We start from the raw sequence: 18,994 nt of genomic DNA on the forward strand, positions 1-18,994 counted from the left end.
ATGGTGCAATATGAAGAAATGAGCTTGTTCTATGATCAACTAACGTTAGATCAACCCTATGAATCATGGTTAGAAATTGTAAACCATTTTGCTGAAAATAGGACGTCTATATTAGATATTGGTTGTGGCACAGGCAGCTTAACATCATTGCTAACAGACTTTGACCAAATCACAGGTATGGATTTAAGTGTTGATATGCTTTCAATAGCAACTCAGAAATCTAACAAAGTGAATTGGATAGAAGGTGATATGACTGAATTTGAATTGAATCAGAAATTTGATGTAATTACTATTTTTTGTGATTCTTTAAATTATTTACCTGAAAAAGATAATGTCTTCACCACATTTAGTCATGTTTTTAACCATTTAGAAACAGAAGGTGTGTTTATGTTTGATGTTCATACACCTTTTAAAATGAATACATTATTTAATAACCAAAGTTATATCGATGAATCTGAAAAGGTTTTTCTTGCTTGGGAAGCTGTACAAGGCGAGGAACCACTGAGCGTTTGGCATGATATGTCATTCTTTATTAAACAAGACGACAATCAATATGCAAGGTTTGATGAATCTCATTATCAACGCACTTACGCAGAAGCAGATTATATTGAAATGCTTAATAATGTAGGGTTTAGCCAAATTACTACGTTTGTCGATTTTGATATTAAGAATAATAGTCATGAAGGACATCGATTGTTTTTCATTGTCAAAAAATAAAAGTAAAATCACTCTTTTATACGTGTATAGTATAAAGGAGTGATTTTTTATTGCTTGATCAGTGGAACAATCTAAAAGAAATCATTTGTAAATACAAAGCAGTAGCTATAGCAATTTTAATTATCGTGGTCATTTTAATCGCTTGGTTGCTACAAAGTACTTTTACAAACGAAAATGATCATAAAATAGTAAATTCGAATGATGATATTACCACAAATACAGAAACACAACTAGAAACCAATGCAAAGCATACAAAAAATAGTACTGAACAAGCTAAAAAGATTAAAACAGAAGATATTTTTGTGGACATCAAAGGTGCTGTGAAGCATCCTGATATTTATATGATGAAATCTTCTGATAGAATTAAGCAACTTTTAGATAGAGCAATTGTTACTGAGGATGCTGATTTGTCAAAAATAAATTTAGCTGAAAAGTTGGTGGATCAAAAGTTGATTTATATTCCAAAGAAAGAGGAAACGATAAATTCAAATCAACAAATCAATGATACTAATACCACAAATAAAAATGTAAGTTCAAATTCAACAAAAGTTACTGACAATAGCGCTAATCAGGAAAAAATAAATATTAACACTGCTTCAGAATCAGAGCTATTAACAGTTCCTGGCATCGGTCCTTCAAAAGCTAAATCTATTATAGAATATAGAGAGCAAAATGGTGCTTTTGAATCTATCGACCAATTAACAGAAGTTAAAGGAATTGGAGCAAAGACGCTTGAAAAATTAGGGTCATATTTTACAACATAGATTTTTATTGCAATATAACTCAATACAAATTAACCTATAGTTACTCATAAAATAAATAATTACTATTAACGGAGGTATAACATCATGGATCGCATTAAATGGGAAGAATACTTTATGGCTCAAAGTCATTTATTGGCGTTACGTTCCACTTGTCAACGTTTATCTGTGGGCGCAACAATTGTTAAAGATAATAGAATCATTGCTGGTGGTTACAATGGCTCAGTTTCGGGCGAAGTTCATTGTATTGATGAGGATTGTTTGTTAGAGGATGGTCATTGTATACGTACGATACATGCTGAAATGAATGCATTACTACAATGTGCCAAACAAGGGGTGTCAACAGACGGAGCAACGATATATGTAACACATTTCCCTTGCCTAAATTGTACGAAATCAATCATCCAAGCTGGTATTCAAACAATTTATTACGCTGAAGACTATCACAACCATTCATATGCATTAAAGTTACTAGACCAATCAGGTATCGATTATAAAAAAATAGCATTTAATCAAGAGCATGTAGCACAATACCTTACCAATAAATAAGCACTGATTTACTATGCAATTGCTTATTTAGTTGGTCTTTTATGGCTACATGTTAAATTATTATCGATATTTTTATGTGGTATCTTAATTTTTTTAGTGATACTTAAAAGGTTAAAGTGGTTTCAAATTTTATTTGTTTTAATCATACCATTCATTAGTTATATGATGTTTCAGAGTAATTTAATAAGTGAGAATAAAGCACGTGCAGCATACTTAAATCAAAATATCGAAGTAGGTGCACAATTTGTAACTAAGCCTATTCTGGAACATCAAAAGCTACATGGTAAAGCTAAAATTAATAATAAAAAATATAACTATTACTTTTATGTTAACAACAACATTAACAGTAATAAATACATACAGCTATATCAAAAGACATGTAACGTGAAAGCAATATTAAAACCATTAAATCAGTCCTCATATAGCCCGGTTTCACTTTTTATTAATACAATTGATTTCGAAAGTTGCAAAGTAAACAATTCGAATTATCATGCTATTTTAGATAGGCATAAACAATATATTTTCGAACGTTTAAGTCACACCAAAATCAAACATCCAGAGAAAATTATTGCATTAATTAGTGGAGATACCTCAAAAATCAATAAAAATGAATTAGATAAATTCAAAGAAATAGGTATATATCATTTATTAGCAGTAAGTGGTACACATATTGCAGCGATCATAGGCATTGTAATATACGTATTAAATATTTTTAAGTGTCCGTTAGCCTATATCAAGATGATATTATTTATCTTTCTCCCGATATATGCCCTTTATACTGATTTAGCTCCTAGTGCTGTGAGATCAATTTTAGCAGCCTTAATAATCATTGTACTTCCTAAAGCAATTATAAAAAATCCAATGAATGTACTCGCACTTTTATTTATAATCTTAACGATTATTTCTCCTGCTTATGCCTATAATATAGGCTTCCAATTTTCTTTTTTAATTACATTCTTCATACTTTTTACATTGCCATTAATAGCTCAATCCTCACCGATAAAATCGCTACTAATTATTACTATAATAGCTCAGTTAGGCACATTTATGATTAGCGCTATTAATTTTAACCAGATTCAATGGCTTGGTTTTTTAGCAAATCTTATTTTTGTTCCTTTTTATATCATTGTACTATTCCCACTTGTAATTTTCTTTTTTATTATAAGCCACTTTCCATTTGAAATAATGACTTTAACTTATTTGCTTAATTTAATTTTAAAGTTACATGATTTTCTTTTGGAAATATTTATTAATTTAAGTTCATACAAATGGTATATACCAGAGTTAAATGACTTAAATATCACTTTAGGATTTGTGCTCATATTTTCGTGTTTAATATTGTTTGCACATAGATTTTATAGTCTATTTATTTGTTCATTTGTTTTATTGTATATAGTCGTTACGATATTGCCATTATCTAATGATTATAAATTGACAATGCTTGATGTTGGGCAGGGAGATGCTATTTTATTTGAGACAAATAGGCAAGAGAGTTTATTGATTGATACGGGTGGCAAGTTATTGCAAGAAGGAGAGTCAAGCCAACACAATATCTCAAAGTTTCATATACTACCGACTTTGAAAAAACATGGTATTAAAAAAATAGATTATATAATTGTTACTCACCCACATATAGATCATATGGGAGAACTTAATTTTTTGATTGAAAAATACCCTATAAAAAATATAATAATTAATAAAAATAGTTACCATTTGAAAGAACTAAAATCATTAGTTAATATATGCAAAAGCTTTAACATAAAATTATTAGACTTTAAATCAATGCAAAGTTTTTCACTTAACAAAGCGAAAATTAAATTATTAGATGCCACAATTACAGCATCGAATGATCTAAATGAACAATCAATTATTACATTAATTGAATATGATAAATTCAAGATTTTACTTATGGGTGATGCTTCAAAAAACAACGAACAGTTATTGTTAAATAAGTATCACCTTGAAAATATTGATATTTTAAAAGTAGGACACCATGGTAGTAAAACAAGTTCTAGCGCATCTTTTATAGATAAACTTCAGCCGAAAATAAGTCTGATTTCTGTTGGTCAAAATAATAGATATAAATTACCCAACAAAGAAATAGTAGAACGCTTAAAAAGCATTAATTCTCAAGTTCTACAAACAAGTGAAAATGGAGAAATTTCTATTACATTAAATCCTAATTTTGAACTTAGTGCTAATCTGAAACAATGATTTTATGTAGAGAGATAAAGCACTGCATGATATAATGATTAAATGTGTAATAGTGATGAAAGGGTGCTACATATGAGCAATAATATAATTACAATATACGGAGAAGTGCCTGAATTAATTGAAAAAAAATCTACAGAAGTAATTGAAAAATATTTAGATACTCAAAAAGATGATTTCAATTTTGTTAAATATAACCTATATGAAAGCGATTTATCGCCAATTATAGAAGAAGCTTTAACGATGCCATTTTTCTCAGATAAAAAGGCAGTATTAGTTCAAAATGCATATGTATTCACTGGTGAAAAAGCGCCTAAAGATGTAAATCATAATATAGATCAACTCATGGAATTTATAGAAAAATACGATGGTGAGAGCATGATTGTTTTCGAAGTTTATCATTCTAAACTTGATGAACGAAAAAAATTAGTGAAGGCTCTGAAGAAGCATGCTCAATTAAAAAAAATTGAACAAATGTCTGAAGATGAAATTAAAAATTGGATTAAAAATGAATTGCATGGAAATTATAAAGATATAAAACAAGATGCTTTAGATTTATTTATAGAATTAACTGGTATTAATTTCAATATAGTAAAGCAAGAAATTGAAAAATTGATTCTTTTTCTAGGAGATAGACCAACGATAAACAAACAAGATGTTCAACAAATTGTAAATAGGAGTCTTGAACAGAATGTGTTTTTACTGACAGAATACATCCAAAAAAATAATAAGGCCAAAGCAATACGATTAGTAAAAGATTTAATTGCAATGAAGGAAGAACCTATTAAATTATTAGCACTTATTACGAGTAATTATCGTTTATTTTATCAAAGTAAAATATTGAGTCAAAAGGGTTATAGTGGACAACAAATTGCAAAAACAATAAATGTACATCCTTATAGAGTGAAATTAGCATTAAATCAAGCGAGACATTATCAATTGGAAGGTTTATTGAATATTATTGATAATTGTGCGGAGACAGACTATAAATTAAAATCTTCTTATATGGATAAACATTTAATATTAGAATTATTTATTCTATCACTTTAATTTTAAATGTTTGAGCAAATATTATTTGAAAGTTAATACAAGTTTAAATCCTTTAATAATACAAAAAAAGCCTGAAGCCACAGTGGCTCAGACTTCTTTGTTATTCGTATATTTATTTGCGCAAATAAAAAGTTCAAGCCAGGGCTTGAACTTTTTTATTATTTAGCAGCTGTCATAAGTGAAGATTTGATACGATCAGCTTTGTTTGAGTGGATTAAGTTGCGTTGAGCAGCTTTATCTACTTTCTTCAAAGCGAAGTTTACTAAGTCAGCTTTGTTGTCAGCATTTGATTCAATTGCTGTGTGTGCTCTTTTAACTGCTGTACGCATTTCATTTTTTTGTGAAATGTTACGCTCTTCAGCAGTACGGTTTGTATTAACACGTTTAATTGCAGATTTGATGTTTGGCATGTGTGTCACCTCCTAATAATGATTTCGCTATCAAAATGAATTTGATTACAACAAGAAATATTTTATCAAAATGAGCGCCTTTCTGCAATCATTTATTTATCGCAGGCGCATAGAATCGATGAAAATGGTACAATACTATTTGGAAAAGAAGAACATTCACTCTATAATGCAAAGTAGAATACAATATCAAGTATATCAATTATTTACGGAAAATAGTAAAAAATCGTAGTTAATTTGCAATTACCTATTAAAAACGTTATTATATCAAAGAATGTCATACATATTTACGGGCTAGAATTATGAAAGTGAGAAGGATAATACATGGATAAACAAGACCGTTTCAATAAACGCGAAAATATTAGAAACTTTTCTATTATCGCACATATAGACCATGGTAAATCTACGTTAGCTGATAGGATTTTAGAAAACACGAAATCAGTTGAATCGAGAGATATGCACGCGCAATTGCTAGATTCCATGGATTTAGAACAAGAACGTGGTATTACAATTAAATTAAATGCTGTTCGCTTAAAGTATGAGGCTAAAGATGGTGAAATATACACATTCCATCTTATTGACACACCTGGACACGTAGATTTTACATACGAAGTGTCTAGATCATTAGCCGCTTGTGAAGGAGCAATCTTAGTAGTTGATGCAGCGCAAGGAATTGAAGCACAAACATTAGCTAACGTTTACTTAGCTCTAGATAACGAATTGGAGTTATTGCCTGTAATTAACAAGATAGATTTACCTGCAGCAGAGCCAGAACGTGTGAAGCAGGAATTAGAAGATGTCATCGGTATCGATAAAGACGAGGTTGTGCTAGCAAGTGCAAAATCTAATATTGGTATAGAAGATATACTCGAAAAAATTGTTGAAGTTGTTCCTCCACCACAAGGCGATCCTGAAGCACCGTTGAAAGCACTTATCTTTGATTCTGAGTATGATCCTTATAGAGGCGTTATTTCATCTATAAGAGTTGTGGAAGGTACGGTTAAACCTGGAGACCGCATTAAAATGATGGCTACAGGTAAGGATTTCGAAGTTACTGAAGTTGGTATTAATACGCCAAAACAATTAGCTGTAGAAGAACTTACTGTTGGTGATGTAGGGTACATTATAGCTAGCATTAAAAATGTTGACGACTCACGTGTTGGTGATACAATCACGCATGTCAAACGTCCTGCAGAACAAGCACTACAAGGTTATAAAAAAATGAACCCGATGGTATTCTGTGGTTTATTCCCTATAGATAACAAGGATTACAATGACTTGCGTGAAGCATTAGAAAAATTACAATTAAATGATGCCTCATTAGAATTCGAACCTGAATCATCACAAGCATTAGGCTTTGGTTATCGTACTGGTTTCTTAGGTATGCTTCATATGGAAATTATTCAAGAACGTATTGAACGTGAATTTGGTATTGCACTTATTGCAACAGCACCGTCAGTAATCTATCAATGTATTATGAAAACAGGCGAAGAAGTTACTGTTGATAATCCAGCTAATATGCCTGAAAGAGATAAAATTGATACGATTTATGAACCATTTGTTAGAGCTACTATGATGGTACCTAATGATTATGTTGGTGCTGTAATGGAATTATGTCAGAGTAAACGTGGACAATTTGTAAATATGGAATACATGGATGATATTCGCGTAAATATTATTTACGAAATTCCATTATCAGAAGTGGTTTTTGATTTCTTCGACCAACTTAAATCTAATACTAAAGGTTATGCTTCTTTTGATTATGAATTTATTGATAACAAAGAAAGTGACTTAGTAAAAATGGACATATTGCTAAATGGCGAAAAAGTAGATGCTTTAAGCTTTATAGTACATAAAGAATTCGCATATGACCGTGGCAAAATGTTAGTTGAAAAATTAAAAACACTAATTCCAAGGCAACAATTTGAGGTTCCTGTTCAAGCAGCAGTTGGCCAAAAGATTGTTGCGCGTACGAATATTAAATCGATGGGTAAAAACGTATTGTCTAAATGTTACGGCGGAGATATCAGCCGTAAGAAAAAATTATTAGAAAAACAAAAAGCCGGAAAAGCTAAAATGAAATCTGTAGGTAACGTTGAGATTCCTCAAGATGCATTCCTAGCAGTTCTTAAGATGGATGAAGATTAATATAAATTAAACATTGGGGCCTTAAATCCATTCGATTTATGCCCCAGTTTTTTGTTGTGTTCTCACATCTTCAAAAAATGAAAGTAGGTGAACGCAATATGGAAGTGAAAAGTGCTTATATCCATATTCCTTTTTGCGTGAGGATTTGTACGTATTGTGATTTCAACAAGTACTTTATACAAAACCAACCAGTTGATACGTATTTAGATTGTTTAATCACTGAAATGCAGCAAAGTGAAGTCAGAAAATTAGAAACAGTTTTTGTTGGCGGCGGTACGCCTACAGCACTTGATTATCAACAACTCGAAAAATTATTAGTAGCTATTACAGATACTTTTGAAATAAAAGGCGAATTTAGCTTTGAAGCAAACCCCGATGAATTAACAATTGAAAAAGTTCAATTGCTTAAAGATTATGGTGTTAATAGGTTGTCTATGGGTGTTCAAACATTTAAACCAGAATTATTAGACATACTCGGTAGAACACACAAAACAGAAGATATTTATCAATCGGTTGCTAATGCTCGTCAAGTTGGCATTCCATCTATTAGTTTAGATTTAATGTATCATTTACCGAACCAGACTCTAGAAGATTTTCAAGATAGTTTAGAAAAGGCTTTGTCGATGGATATTGATCATATATCAAGTTACGGTTTGATATTAGAACCCAAAACAAAATTTTATAATATGTATAGAAAAGGCCAATTGAAAGTTCCTAATGAAGATATTGGTGAAGAAATGTACGAATATCTACTAGAAAGAATGGAACAATCAGAGATGCATCAATATGAAATATCTAATTTTGGTAAAGTTGGACATGAATCCGAACACAATAAAGTGTATTGGAAAAATGAAGGCTATTATGGCTTTGGTGCTGGCGCAAGTGGTTATGTAAATGGAGAGCGTTATAATAATGTAAATCCAGTAAACCATTACATTAAAAAAGTACAAAACAATGAACGCCCCTTATTAGATTCAACATTTCCCACCGAAACAGAGCAAATGGAAGAAGAAATGTTTTTAGGCTTACGGATGAATATAGGTGTGGATAAAGACAAGTTTTCACAGAAATTTGGAAAAACATTAGAAGAAGTCTATGGTCAAACTATAGAAGACTTAATTCAACGTGAACTTTTAATTGATCAAAACGGATATATCACGATGACTGAACGTGGAAAAGTCATTGGAAATATTGTCTTTGAAGCATTTTTATTAAATGTATAAAAAAATTTAAAATTGAATGCTTTAACATTGACTTACTTTGACCAATTTGATAAATTATAATTAGCACTTGGAACAAAAGAGTGCTAATGAGGTGAAAACATGATTAGCGATAGACAATTGAGCATACTTAATGCAATTGTTGAAGATTATGTTGATTTAGGTCATCCAATTGGTTCAAAAACGCTGATTGAACGACACAAATTGAATTTTAGTCCTGCAACTATTCGAAACGAGATGAAGCATCTCGAAGACCTTGAATTGATTGAGAAGACACATACTTCATCAGGGCGATCACCATCACAGTCAGGCATCAGATATTATGTGAATCAATTATTGCAACAAACATCTCATCAACAGCAAACAAAAATTCAACGTTTGAGTGATTTACTAGTTGATAATCATTATGACATTTCCTCAGCACTGAGCGAATTTGCAAATGAACTTTCAATTGCATCTCAATATACAACGTTGGTAATGCGTCCAAATCACAAAAAAGATATAATTAATAACATTCATTTGATTCGAGCAAATGCCTATTTGGTTATAATGGTAGTCGTGTTCACATCCGGTCATGTAGAACATCTGCATTTAGCATCAGATGTTCCGTTATCTAATGACGAACTAACAAAAATTTCGAATTTTGTTACTGTTAAATATGATGAATGGAATCATCATCGTTTTGAAAATGAGTTAGATGCTTTTGTTAATTCTGAATTAGAGAAGCATTTTATCAAAGATATGCTAAGTACAATCGAGATTCATTTTGATAATCAAAGTAATGGCATTTTTATGGGCGGAAAGGTTAAACTAATTGATGCGTTGAATGAAACGAACGTGTCATCGATTCAACCTATTTTGCAATATATAGAATCGAATAAAATCACACAATTACTTGATGATATGTCTAACTCGACAATAAACGTCAAAATTGGACATGAAATAGAATCAAGTTTGAGTGGTATTTCTATCGTCACAAGTCAGTATCACATTGACGATAGATTAAAAGGCCAAATTGCGGTTATAGGACCAACAGCGATGAATTATCAGAACGTAATACGATTACTAAATACGATTTGGTAATTAAGTATTGTATTGGAGGGCGGAAAATGACAGAAAAAAATGAATCAGTATTTGATCAAGAAGCAAATGAAGATGTAACAGATAACGAGCAAAATACATCTGCTGTAAATACTGATGAAACTACAGATGCATCACAAGATAATCTGCAGGAGGACGATTCACAAGAAACTACTGAAGATGTGGATCCTAAAGATGAAGAAATTCAACAATTAAAACAAGATGTTCAAGAAAATGAAGAAAAGTATTTAAGATTATACGCAGAGTTTGAAAATTACAAGCGTAGAATCCAAAAAGAAAATCAAACAATGAAAGCATATAAAGCGCAAGATGTGCTTAATGATATTTTACCAACAATAGATAACATTGAGCGTGCGCTACAAATTGAAGGCGAAAATGAACAATTCCAATCACTTAAAAAAGGTGTGGAAATGATTCATGAAAGCTTAATTAATGCATTAAAAGAAAATGGTTTAGAATTAATTGAAACTGAAGGTCATCAATTTGACCCGAACGTTCATCAAGCTGTAGTTCAAGATGATAACCCTGATTTTGAATCAGGCGAAATCACTCAAGAGCTACAAAAAGGTTATAAACTAAAAGAACGTGTATTAAGACCTTCAATGGTTAAAGTAAATCAATAGGTTTTAATATTGATGAAAACACCAATTTATACAAACAAACAGGAGGAAATTATTTATGAGTAAAGTAATAGGTATTGACTTAGGTACAACAAATTCATGTGTTTCAATTTTAGAAGGCGATGAGCCAAAAGTAATTCAAAACCCTGAAGGTGCAAGAACTACACCATCAGTAGTTGCATTTAAAAATGATGAAACTCAAGTAGGTGAAGTTGCTAAACGTCAAGCAATCACAAACCCTAATACAATCCAATCAATTAAACGTCACATGGGTACGAATTACAAAGTTGATGTTGAAGGTAAATCATACACACCTCAAGAAATCTCAGCAATGGTATTACAAAACCTTAAAGGTACAGCTGAAGATTATCTTGGTGAAAAAGTAGAAAAGGCAGTTATTACTGTTCCTGCATATTTCAACGACAGTGAACGTCAAGCAACTAAAGATGCTGGTAAAATCGCTGGGTTAGAAGTAGAACGTATTATTAATGAACCAACTGCAGCAGCTTTAGCATACGGTTTAGACAAAACAGAACAAGAAGAAAAAGTATTAGTTTTTGACTTAGGTGGCGGTACATTTGACGTTTCAATCCTTGAATTAGGTGACGGCGTATTCGAAGTGCTTTCTACTGCAGGTGACAACAAACTAGGCGGAGATGACTTTGATGAAGTAATCATTAACTATTTAGTTTCTGAATTCAAAAAAGAAAACGGCGTAGATTTATCAAAAGATAAAATGGCTTTACAACGTCTTAAAGACGCTGCTGAAAAAGCTAAAAAAGATTTATCTGGCGTTTCTCAAACTCAAATTTCACTACCATTTATTTCAGCTGGAGAAAATGGCCCATTACACTTAGAAATTAATTTAACTCGTGCTAAATTTGAAGAATTGGCTGATGATTTAATCAGAAGAACAATGGTACCAACTCGCCAAGCAATGAGCGATGCTGGTTTATCAAGTTCAGACATTGATGAAGTTATCTTAGTTGGTGGTTCTACAAGAATCCCAGCAGTTCAAGAAGCTGTTAAAAAAGAAGTAGGTAAAGAACCTAATAAAGGCGTTAACCCTGATGAAGTTGTTGCTATGGGTGCAGCAATCCAAGGTGGCGTAATCACTGGTGATGTTAAAGACGTAGTATTATTAGACGTTACACCATTATCATTAGGTATTGAAATCATGGGTGGACGTATGAACACACTTATCGAAAGAAATACGACAATCCCAACATCTAAATCACAAGTATACTCAACAGCAGCAGATAACCAACCAGCAGTTGATATTCACGTGTTACAAGGTGAACGTCCAATGGCATCAGACAATAAAACACTTGGTAGATTCCAATTAACTGATATTCCAGCAGCTCCACGTGGTGTACCTCAAATCGAAGTTACTTTCGATATCGATAAAAATGGTATTGTAAACGTTACTGCTAAGGACTTAGGAACAAATAAAGAGCAAAATATCACAATCCAATCTAGCTCTTCACTATCAGATGATGAAATCGATCGTATGGTTAAAGATGCTGAAGAAAACGCTGACGCTGACCAAAAACGTCGCGAAGAAAGTGATACAAGAAACGAAGCAGACAGCTTAGTATTCCAAGTTGAAAAAACGATCACTGATTTAGGTGAAAACATCAGCGAAGAAGACAAACAAAATGCTGAAGATAAAAAAGAAGCATTAAAATCAGCACTTGAAGGCGAAGATATTGAAGATATCAAAGCTAAAAAAGAAGAATTAGAAAAAGTAGTTCAAGACTTATCAACAAAAGTATACGAACAAGCTGCTCAAGCTCAACAACAAGCACAAGGTGAAGAAGCAAATGCTTCTCAAGATAGTGATGTTGAAGATGCTGATTTCAAAGAAGTAAAAGACGACGACAACCAAGACAACCAAAAATAAGTATAGTCATTGACTAATTAATTGTTATTAATAGAAAAATATGACACAATTGCTTAGCCAAATTAAGTCAAAGTCAATTGAACATTGGCTTTGACTTTTTCCTTTTTTAAAAATGATTTAATAAAACTGTAAAAGGAGAGATATTAGTGGCCAAAAAAGATTATTATGAAGTCTTAGGTGTCAGCAAAGGCGCTTCTAAAGATGAAATTAAAAAGGCTTATCGTAAATTATCAAAGAAGTATCATCCAGATATTAATCAAGAAGAAGGTTCTGATGAGAAGTTTAAAGAAATCTCTGAAGCCTATGAAACATTAAGTGATGAAAATAAACGCGCAAATTATGACCAATTTGGACATGATGGTCCTCAAGGTGGCTTTGGCGGCCAAGGATTCGGTGGCCAAGACTTTAGTGGCTTTGGTGGCGGCGGTTTCGAAGATATATTCAGTTCATTCTTTGGTGGCGGACGTCAACAACGTGATCCTAACGCTCCAAGAAAGGGCGATGACTTACAGTATACGATGACAGTTACGTTTGATGAAGCTGTTTTCGGTAGTGAAAAAGAAATTTCAATCCGTAAAGATGTGTCTTGTCACACTTGTGATGGTGCAGGTGCTAAACCAGGAACTAAAAAGAAAACTTGTCAATACTGTAGTGGTGCTGGACATGTGTCTGTAGAACAAAATACAATACTTGGTAGAGTTAGAACTGAAAAAGTTTGTCCAGTATGTAGTGGTTCTGGCCAAGAGTTTGAAGAACCATGTCCAACATGTAAAGGTAAAGGTACTGAGAATAAAAATGTTAAAATCAGTGTCACAATCCCTGAAGGTGTAGATAATGAACAACAAATTAGATTAGCTGGTGAAGGTGCTCCTGGAGAAAATGGTGGCCCTCAAGGTGATTTATATATTGTATTTAGAGTTAAACCTTCAGAAAAATTTGAAAGAGATGGCGATGATATTTATTATTCACTTGATATTAGTATCGCTCAAGCATCACTAGGTGACGAGGTTAAAGTGCCGACGCTTAATAGTAGCGTGATGTTAACAATTCCAGCAGGTACGCAAACTGGAAAACAATTCCGTCTAAAAGAAAAAGGAATTAAGAATGTTCATGGCTACGGCTATGGCGACTTATTTATCAATATAAATGTCGTAACACCAAGTAAAATGAGTGATCGACAAAAAGAATTATTAAGAGAATTTGCCGAAATTGATGGTGAAGAAATTTCTGAACAAGCATCAAATTTTAGAGACAAAGCTAAAAGATTCTTTAAAGGAGATTAGAATATGAATTGGACCGAGATATCAATCATTGCTAATCATGAAGCAACGCCTATAATTACTAATATATTGGAAGATTTTGGTTCAAATGGTGTCGTTATAGAGGACTCTCATGACTTAAATCACGACTTTGAGGATAAATATGGCGAGCTATATGCGCTTAATGCTAATGATTATCCTAAGCAAGGGGTCAGGCTTAAAGCGTATTTCAATGAACTGAAATATACTGAAACGTTTAGAAAAGCGCTTTTAAATGAAATTTCGCAAGTTGAATCTCTAGATAACTCTAGTTTTAACTACGAAGAGCAAATGCTTCAAGAACAAGATTGGGAAAATGAATGGAAAAATTATTTTCATCCATTTCGTGCATCAAAACAATTTACGATAGTCCCTAGTTGGGAAACATATCAAAAAGAAGATGATAGTGAATTGTGCATAGAATTGGATCCAGGTATGGCATTCGGTACAGGCGATCATCCTACAACGAGCATGTGTTTAAAAGCAATTGAAACTTATGTGGAGCCGAGTGATTCAGTTATAGATGTTGGTACAGGTTCAGGGATATTAAGTATTGCTGCACATCTTTTAGGTGTTAAACGTATTAAAGCATTAGACGTTGATGAAATGGCAGTGAAAGTTGCTAAAGAAAATTTTATGAAAAATAATTGTGATAAGGCAATTGAAGCAGTTCCTGGAAATTTACTAACAGAGGAAACTGAAAAATTTGATGTCGTTGTCGCCAATATTTTAGCTCATATTATTGAAGAAATGATCGAAGATGCTTATAACGTTTTAAATAAAGATGGTTATTTTATAACTTCTGGTATTATAGAAGAAAAACATGAATCTATTGTAAATCATATGAAGCGTAGTGGTTTTGAAATTGTTTCTATTAATCACGATAACAGTTGGGTTTGTATCGTTGGACAGAAAGTGAGCGAATAACAATGCAAAGATACTTTATTGACCAAAACGCTGATGTAAATCAGCGTTTTTTCATTACTGATAAAGGTGACATACATCATATATCCAATGTGATGCGTCATCAAACTGGTGAAAAAATAATTATTACATTTGTGGATCAGAATGTTTATAAGTGTGAAATTATCGATATAGCTACTGAAGGTATTGAACTTTCATTAGTAGAAAAAATTGATATTGATACTGAATTACCTCAACATATTACGATTTGTAGTGGTTTAATTAAAGCTGATAAATATGAGTGGATGCTCCAAAAATCGACAGAGTTAGGCGCAAACCATTTCATAGCTGCTGGTATGAAACGTTCAGTGGTTAAATTAAATGATAGTAAGATTGATAAAAAATTAGACCGCTGGCAAAAGATTATTAAAGAAGCAGCTGAACAAAGCTACCGTTTAGCAATACCATCCATAACTTATGAAGCGAGTTTAAAAGTAGTTTATGATTATATCGATGAATACGATTATGTACTCATCGCTTATGAAAATGCTGCGAAAACAGGTGAAACACACAATTTTAAGTCTGTAGTTCGTGAAATGAAATCTGGTGACCATATATTAGTTATATTTGGGCCAGAAGGTGGTTTATCAGAAGAAGAAGTGGCATTGTTCGATGGTAAGGCGTATCAAATTGGTCTAGGGCCAAGGATTTTAAGAGCAGAAACTGCACCGCTTTATGTATTAAGTGCTGTAAGTTTTGAAAAAGATTTATTAGATTAACATTAAAAATTATCATGTATTAAATTATACGATGTCTACATTTCAGTACAAATTTATGCTTTAAATTAAAAAAATGTAAATTTTACTAATTGACCACTTTAATCAGATATATTATACTGATTAATACATGGTCATAACCATGAAATGATAATAAAGTTTCGTTGATATTTGGAGGGAGGGAAATACACATGTCTAAAACAACAGTTAAGAGTAATGAATCACTTGAAGATGCGTTACGTCGTTTCAAACGTACAGTTTCTAAAAGCGGTACAATTCAAGAAGTTCGTAAGCGTGAATATTACGAAAAACCTAGTGTTAAACGTAAGAAAAAATCAGAAGCTGCGCGTAAACGTAAATAGTATTTACTAACAGTAGCTTGCACGTAAACGAATATTCTAATAATTAATTGTGTCGTTGACTCCCTCAACACCAACATTAATTATAAATAGTAATAGTCTTAGTTGTTCAACAGCTAAGACTATTATTTTTTTATAAATTCAGGTTCATGATTTGAAAAAATTAATATAATTAACATTTATGCTATAAACGCTATAATCATACATTCATTTCATGTATAATCAAGTTGAGAGCGAGGTGATAGAGTGATTCCTTCGAGTAGTATACATACAATATTTTCAGTCAACTTTGTTGAACAAGGAAATTGGATTGATAATGTTGCAAGCGTTATCGTCAGTCCGTTTGGAGCTTTAATTTTAACTTGTATTATCTTCCTAGGATTTTTATATCAATTATACTCTAATAAGATAAATATTGTGGGTATCGTTGCCACATTAGCCTTATTAATACTCTTTTTAGGTTTTTTTGTAAAAGGCGATGTCAACTTGTATTCAATCATCTTATTTGGAATCGGTGTCATATTGGTAATAATAGAACTTTTTGTTGTTGGTGCGATTATCGGTATTATCGGTATGGGGCTAATAATTTTTAGTATTATTACTTTAGGTGACAATTTAATTTATATGATTGCTAGTGTAGTTGTAGCATTGATATTATCAATCATAGAGTGGGTGATACTAGTGAAAATTTTCAAACGTAAGATACCGTTTTTAGATAAAGTAGTTTTGAAGGATTCTACAAATGCAGAGGCAGGCTACACTTCACATGAAGATCGCTCTCATTTAGTTGGTCTTACTGCTACTACGTTAACAGATTTAAGACCAGCAGGAATCATTACACTCAACAATGAACGTATCGACGCAGTTTCTGATGGATCATTTATTTTGCGAAATAAAGCAGTAACCATTTTAGAAGTTGAAGGTACTAGAGTTGTTGTTAGAGAAAACGAATCATAAAGGAGAGAAAGTATGATCGGATTAGTTGTTATCGTCGTCATAGTAGTAATAGCTTTATTATTACTATTTTCATTTGTTCCAGTCGGATTATGGATTTCAGCAATAGCTGCAGGTGTTAAAGTAGGTATTGGTACATTAGTTGGTATGAGACTTCGTAGAGTTTCACCACGAAAAGTTATCTCACCATTAATTAAGGCACATAAAGCTGGTTTGAATTTAACAACAAACCAACTTGAATCACATTACTTAGCAGGAGGAAACGTTGACCGTGTAGTTGATGCTAACATTGCAGCACAAAGAGCGGACATCAACTTACCATTTGAACGTGGTGCAGCTATTGATTTAGCTGGCCGTGATGTATTAGAAGCTGTTCAAATGTCTGTTAATCCTAAAGTAATAGAAACACCATTTATCGCAGGTGTTGCGATGAACGGTATCGAAGTAAAAGCTAAAGCGCGTATTACTGTTCGTGCTAACATCGCTCGTTTAGTAGGTGGTGCTGGTGAAGAAACAATTATTGCACGTGTTGGTGAAGGTATCGTTTCAACAATTGGTTCTAGTGAACACCATACACAAGTTCTAGAAAATCCAGATAATATTTCTAAAACAGTACTTAGCAAAGGTTTAGATTCTGGTACAGCGTTTGAAATCTTATCAATCGATATTGCTGACGTTGATATTAGCAAAAACATTGGTGCAGACTTACAAACTGAACAAGCGCTTGCTGACAAAAACATTGCACAAGCTAAAGCAGAAGAACGTAGAGCAATGGCTGTAGCTCAAGAACAAGAAATGAAAGCTAAAGTTCAAGAAATGCGTTCTAAAGTTGTTGAAGCAGAAGCAGAAGTTCCACTTGCTATGGCAGAAGCTTTACGTTCTGGTAACTTAGGCGTTAAGGATTATTATAATCTTAAAAATGTTGAAGCAGATACAGGTATGAGAAATTCAATCAATGAACGTACGAACCAAAAAGATGATGAATCACCGGAAAATTAATTAGGGGTGATTAAATGAATATAGCTATTATTATCTTTGTAATATCTGTGATTGTTACAATAGTCAGCGCTATTAGCGATAATAGCCATAAAGATAGAAAAAACCAAAAACCACCAATAAACAATCAACCTAATCGAAATGGTGAGCAACCTAAAAGAGGCGGTTTCCTAGATGAAATTGGTAAAGCATTCAAAGAAATAGAACAACAAATGAATGAAGGTCCAACGAGGAAAGATATTGAACAGCAACCGCAAAAAACTACAGAACCTGCAAGACCAGTTGAAACTAGAGCTGAAAAAATGGAATCGCCTAATCCTCAACAATCGACTCGAACAATGCGTACAGACAACGAGACTGAAGCAGAAAAATTAAAACGTTCGCAAGAGCAAGAAGAGGATAAACTGCAGAAAGAACTTGAAGCAGATTTAATGGGCGAGTTACAAGATGTGCGTACAGAAATAGATCGTGAAAACGAGAAAAAACTGAAGAGAACTGAAAGAAGAGCACGTGCTATTATTTCAGATAAATATTTATCTGAGAGAACAAAACGTTTCCGTTTAAAACAGTTAATGGACGCACAGGCAATTCAGAGTCCAGTTGGTAATGAAAAATACAGGTTTGCAGAAGATGAAGTTGTAAATGGTATTATTTGGTCAGAAGTATTAGAAAGACCCAAAAGATTATAGCGCAGTATAGTCTATGAATTAAACGCCTTATGGAGTCGATATATAATGACTCTGTAAGGCGTTTTTGTGTTTCTTTTGCAATAATTTCAATGAATAAATAACCATAATAAATTAAACTAATAGTTTACGACTAATAAGAATGTAAACATCATGTAAAATTTGATAAATGAGCTTCTATTTAATACACTTTGAAATAATATATAGTTAATTCGTGATATAATGATGGTGTAATCATCATTATATGATTGATTTGTTAAATGCTTAAAATAATTTAATGAACGATAATAATTTTTGTAAGTTAAAATCTAATAGGATAAAATAAGATGAAACGA

Annotated in this window: 18 protein-coding genes; 17 read left to right on the top strand and 1 reads right to left on the bottom strand. The window is 32.4% G+C overall.

Translation table 11 applies throughout. The features are described 5' to 3' along the window. The 5 genes from MHB47_RS06415 to holA all read left to right on the top strand — a co-directional run bounded on the left by MHB47_RS06415 (position 1) and on the right by holA (position 5,288). Positions 1-717 (top strand): class I SAM-dependent DNA methyltransferase, encoded by a 717-nt coding sequence (locus tag MHB47_RS06415; RefSeq protein WP_021339145.1) that lies wholly within the window; start codon positions 1-3, stop codon positions 715-717. A 50-nt stretch (positions 718-767) separates the two neighbouring features. Further along, positions 768-1,481 carry a helix-hairpin-helix domain-containing protein gene (locus tag MHB47_RS06420; protein WP_340755742.1) on the top strand — a complete coding sequence of 238 codons (714 nt, stop codon included), beginning with the start codon at positions 768-770 and terminating at the stop codon, positions 1,479-1,481. 84 nt (positions 1,482-1,565) lie between these two features. Further along, complete coding sequence (locus tag MHB47_RS06425; protein ID WP_002507461.1) at positions 1,566-2,027, top strand: ComE operon protein 2; 462 nt, start codon at positions 1,566-1,568, stop codon at positions 2,025-2,027. A gap of 165 nt (positions 2,028-2,192) precedes the next feature. Beyond that, positions 2,193-4,241, top strand: coding sequence for a DNA internalization-related competence protein ComEC/Rec2 (locus MHB47_RS06430; RefSeq protein ID WP_340755743.1), 2,049 nt, complete (start codon positions 2,193-2,195; stop codon positions 4,239-4,241). Between the two features lie 72 nt (positions 4,242-4,313). Beyond that, complete coding sequence (gene holA / locus MHB47_RS06435; protein ID WP_340755745.1) at positions 4,314-5,288, top strand: DNA polymerase III subunit delta; 975 nt, start codon at positions 4,314-4,316, stop codon at positions 5,286-5,288. A 158-nt stretch (positions 5,289-5,446) separates the two neighbouring features. Here the strand turns inward: holA and rpsT are convergent, their stop codons facing one another. Then, complete coding sequence (gene rpsT / locus MHB47_RS06440) at positions 5,447-5,698, bottom strand: 30S ribosomal protein S20 (protein WP_002507464.1); 252 nt, start codon at positions 5,696-5,698, stop codon at positions 5,447-5,449. 321 nt (positions 5,699-6,019) lie between these two features. Between rpsT and lepA the strand changes: the two genes are divergently transcribed. From lepA to MHB47_RS06500, 12 genes are all read left to right on the top strand, one after another. Further along, positions 6,020-7,843 (top strand): translation elongation factor 4, encoded by a 1,824-nt coding sequence (lepA, locus tag MHB47_RS06445; RefSeq protein ID WP_340755747.1) that lies wholly within the window; start codon positions 6,020-6,022, stop codon positions 7,841-7,843. A gap of 98 nt (positions 7,844-7,941) precedes the next feature. Continuing rightward, positions 7,942-9,066 carry a radical SAM family heme chaperone HemW gene (gene hemW / locus MHB47_RS06450; protein ID WP_340757281.1) on the top strand — a complete coding sequence of 375 codons (1,125 nt, stop codon included), beginning with the start codon at positions 7,942-7,944 and terminating at the stop codon, positions 9,064-9,066. Positions 9,067-9,165: 99 nt separating this feature from the next. Next, positions 9,166-10,146 (top strand): heat-inducible transcriptional repressor HrcA, encoded by a 981-nt coding sequence (hrcA, locus tag MHB47_RS06455; protein ID WP_340755749.1) that lies wholly within the window; start codon positions 9,166-9,168, stop codon positions 10,144-10,146. A 26-nt stretch (positions 10,147-10,172) separates the two neighbouring features. After that, complete coding sequence (grpE, locus tag MHB47_RS06460) at positions 10,173-10,787, top strand: nucleotide exchange factor GrpE (RefSeq protein WP_021339273.1); 615 nt, start codon at positions 10,173-10,175, stop codon at positions 10,785-10,787. Positions 10,788-10,842: 55 nt separating this feature from the next. Continuing rightward, positions 10,843-12,687, top strand: coding sequence for a molecular chaperone DnaK (dnaK, locus tag MHB47_RS06465; RefSeq protein ID WP_002507469.1), 1,845 nt, complete (start codon positions 10,843-10,845; stop codon positions 12,685-12,687). 146 nt (positions 12,688-12,833) lie between these two features. Next, positions 12,834-13,970 (top strand): molecular chaperone DnaJ, encoded by a 1,137-nt coding sequence (dnaJ, locus tag MHB47_RS06470; RefSeq protein ID WP_002507470.1) that lies wholly within the window; start codon positions 12,834-12,836, stop codon positions 13,968-13,970. Between the two features lie 3 nt (positions 13,971-13,973). Then, a complete protein-coding gene (prmA, locus tag MHB47_RS06475; RefSeq protein ID WP_002507471.1) occupies positions 13,974-14,912 on the top strand; it encodes a 50S ribosomal protein L11 methyltransferase in 939 nt (312 codons plus the stop codon). Between the two features lie 2 nt (positions 14,913-14,914). Next, on the top strand, positions 14,915-15,667 hold the full coding sequence (locus tag MHB47_RS06480; protein WP_340755754.1) for a 16S rRNA (uracil(1498)-N(3))-methyltransferase: 753 nt from the start codon (positions 14,915-14,917) through the stop codon (positions 15,665-15,667). 188 nt (positions 15,668-15,855) lie between these two features. Further along, positions 15,856-16,026, top strand: a complete 171-nt coding sequence (gene rpsU, locus MHB47_RS06485) for a 30S ribosomal protein S21 (RefSeq protein ID WP_002507473.1) — start codon at positions 15,856-15,858, stop codon at positions 16,024-16,026. 243 nt (positions 16,027-16,269) lie between these two features. Continuing rightward, on the top strand, positions 16,270-16,980 hold the full coding sequence (locus tag MHB47_RS06490) for an NfeD family protein (protein ID WP_002507474.1): 711 nt from the start codon (positions 16,270-16,272) through the stop codon (positions 16,978-16,980). A gap of 12 nt (positions 16,981-16,992) precedes the next feature. Next, the gene (floA, locus tag MHB47_RS06495) at positions 16,993-17,976 is read left to right on the top strand and encodes a flotillin-like protein FloA (protein ID WP_002507475.1); all 984 of its coding nucleotides are present in this window, start codon (positions 16,993-16,995) and stop codon (positions 17,974-17,976) included. A 14-nt stretch (positions 17,977-17,990) separates the two neighbouring features. Beyond that, positions 17,991-18,662, top strand: a complete 672-nt coding sequence (locus MHB47_RS06500; protein WP_021339269.1) for a hypothetical protein — start codon at positions 17,991-17,993, stop codon at positions 18,660-18,662. Positions 18,663-18,994 lie beyond the last annotated feature (332 nt).

Origin of the sequence: Staphylococcus sp. FSL K6-3157, from assembly GCF_038005145.1 — a bacterium.
GTDB classification, from domain to species: domain Bacteria; phylum Bacillota; class Bacilli; order Staphylococcales; family Staphylococcaceae; genus Staphylococcus; species Staphylococcus equorum.

Excerpts from the sequence above, each read along its gene's own strand:
- MHB47_RS06430 (WP_340755743.1), top strand. The coding sequence starts at position 2,193 with ATGTTTCAGAGTAATTTAATAAGTGAGAATAAAGCACGTGCAGCATAC.
- hrcA (WP_340755749.1), top strand. The coding sequence starts at position 9,166 with ATGATTAGCGATAGACAATTGAGCATACTTAATGCAATTGTTGAAGAT.
- grpE (WP_021339273.1), top strand. The coding sequence starts at position 10,173 with ATGACAGAAAAAAATGAATCAGTATTTGATCAAGAAGCAAATGAAGAT.
- MHB47_RS06500 (WP_021339269.1), top strand. The coding sequence starts at position 17,991 with ATGAATATAGCTATTATTATCTTTGTAATATCTGTGATTGTTACAATA.
- MHB47_RS06415 (WP_021339145.1), top strand. The coding sequence starts at position 1 with ATGGTGCAATATGAAGAAATGAGCTTGTTCTATGATCAACTAACGTTA.
- holA (WP_340755745.1), top strand. The coding sequence starts at position 4,314 with ATGAGCAATAATATAATTACAATATACGGAGAAGTGCCTGAATTAATT.
- hemW (WP_340757281.1), top strand. The coding sequence starts at position 7,942 with ATGGAAGTGAAAAGTGCTTATATCCATATTCCTTTTTGCGTGAGGATT.
- MHB47_RS06480 (WP_340755754.1), top strand. The coding sequence starts at position 14,915 with ATGCAAAGATACTTTATTGACCAAAACGCTGATGTAAATCAGCGTTTT.
- prmA (WP_002507471.1), top strand. The coding sequence starts at position 13,974 with ATGAATTGGACCGAGATATCAATCATTGCTAATCATGAAGCAACGCCT.
- MHB47_RS06425 (WP_002507461.1), top strand. The coding sequence starts at position 1,566 with ATGGATCGCATTAAATGGGAAGAATACTTTATGGCTCAAAGTCATTTA.
- rpsT (WP_002507464.1), bottom strand. The coding sequence starts at position 5,698 with ATGCCAAACATCAAATCTGCAATTAAACGTGTTAATACAAACCGTACT.
- lepA (WP_340755747.1), top strand. The coding sequence starts at position 6,020 with ATGGATAAACAAGACCGTTTCAATAAACGCGAAAATATTAGAAACTTT.
- rpsU (WP_002507473.1), top strand. The coding sequence starts at position 15,856 with ATGTCTAAAACAACAGTTAAGAGTAATGAATCACTTGAAGATGCGTTA.
- dnaK (WP_002507469.1), top strand. The coding sequence starts at position 10,843 with ATGAGTAAAGTAATAGGTATTGACTTAGGTACAACAAATTCATGTGTT.
- floA (WP_002507475.1), top strand. The coding sequence starts at position 16,993 with ATGATCGGATTAGTTGTTATCGTCGTCATAGTAGTAATAGCTTTATTA.